General features: G+C 55.4%; 1 protein-coding gene. It reads right to left on the bottom strand.

Translation table 11 applies throughout. The annotated features are described in order from the left end of the window. Nucleotides 1-377: 377 nt before the first annotated feature. Nucleotides 378-1,478 (bottom strand): FRG domain-containing protein (locus tag QCM77_RS45805; RefSeq protein WP_280097122.1); only part of this gene is annotated, 1,101 nt, incomplete at its 5' end.

Genomic DNA, 1,478 nt, shown 5'->3' with positions numbered 1-1,478 from the left:
CTTGACGACCGCACCCCGGATCAAGCCTACTTCGATCTTCCTCCGCTCCGCGCGGCGGCCTAACACCGGCAGAGTCTCCACTTATCGACGCGGAATTTTTGTTCAGACAATCGGGACCGGCTCTAAGTACCCCCGCGCGACGCGCCGTATGGACGGATCGCCATGTTGGCCGATCCGTTCGGGCACGGATTTTGTTTGTTGGCCTTTAGTGAGGAGTGACGCGTTGCTCGGGTGTTGCTCGGGTAGGGACGCGAGCCCGGAGTCGCGATGCAAATGGCTCTCGCCGGTCGCCAAGGTGCGGGCTGGTGTTAGTTATGGTGGACAGTGCATTCAATCAAAATGGACAGCTAGTTAAGTGCACTGTCACCGCAATGTAGTTAAAGGCCGAAAAGCCGATCTTTGAATTGAGAGCAAGCGCCGTCTAGTCCTGGAAATAAAGACCCGGCGTTTATGCCCATCAAGTTCAGCTCCATCAAGACCTCTTGGCGCTGCGCAAGCGGCAAGTCTATCGTCTCCAAATAGCGACGCCCGTCTGTCTCTTTTGTGCCGATGTAATCTTCAATGTCCTCAGCGTTTGTTACGCTAGCTAGTGCTTGCTGCGGTATCTTTCGCTCGTTGTTGAGAGCGACTGCATCCACCATCGAAAAGTGCAGGCGAGCGGGAGTAATCTTTTGCAACTGATTCCAGTCCCTAACCCAGCGCTCTCGGTCGAAAACGAAGATCCTGACCTTCTCCGTGGGTGCTGTGGCTTTCTTAAATGCGAAGTAGGCTCCGATAAACGGGGAATAAGTCCAGTCTAGAAGCGGGGTTGGATATCCGTGGTGTTGCCCTAAACTCAAGAAAGCGGCGTACTCGAACGGTGCCTCCAGATTGAAATAATGACTTGTGAGCCCGCTCAGGTGGCGATGCAATTCGTGCACATCGACTTGCATGTATCTGATTAGATCAGCGCGCCGAGTGCGATGGAAGGACGTTCGGAGCCGCCACGCGTTGTTTTCTTGCCCTCGAAATATATACCGGTACGGCGGCAGGTCGCGGACGTAGCGACGAAACTCTTCCCAAGTATTGATGCTTAGGGGCCGTAAGCGTGAAGGCTTACTGCCATCCACTCGATTGAAGGTGGCGCTTCCCGATGTGCCAATGTCGGTGACCCAATCAACGTTGAGATTCGGGCCAGCTATGCTCCAGTCAGTGTCGGCTGTTTTTGGGAAGTTGATGCCTTGGAAGCGAGGCTTAATCGCTTCCCATTCGACAAAGTCGCCGGTTCCCGGATGTAGTGCGAGAAGGGGCGAGCCCTTGATGCTATGCTTCGGCACGCCCGCCGGTATGACCACGTAGGCGGCGGCAGATGTGTGTTTCGGCATGGAATAAGGACCCCGTTTTCGGGGTGATCGGCATCCAATCGGGACCCCGGGATAAGGGTCCACAGTGGCTTCCATCGAGTCATGGAAGCCGAGGTTGGGATGCTGGTGGTGGAG

Source organism: Bradyrhizobium nivariense, from assembly GCF_029846695.2.
Lineage (GTDB): Bacteria > Pseudomonadota > Alphaproteobacteria > Rhizobiales > Xanthobacteraceae > Bradyrhizobium.
The sequence above is the reverse complement of the archived record's forward strand: the minus strand, read 5'-3'. Positions and strand labels throughout refer to the sequence as shown.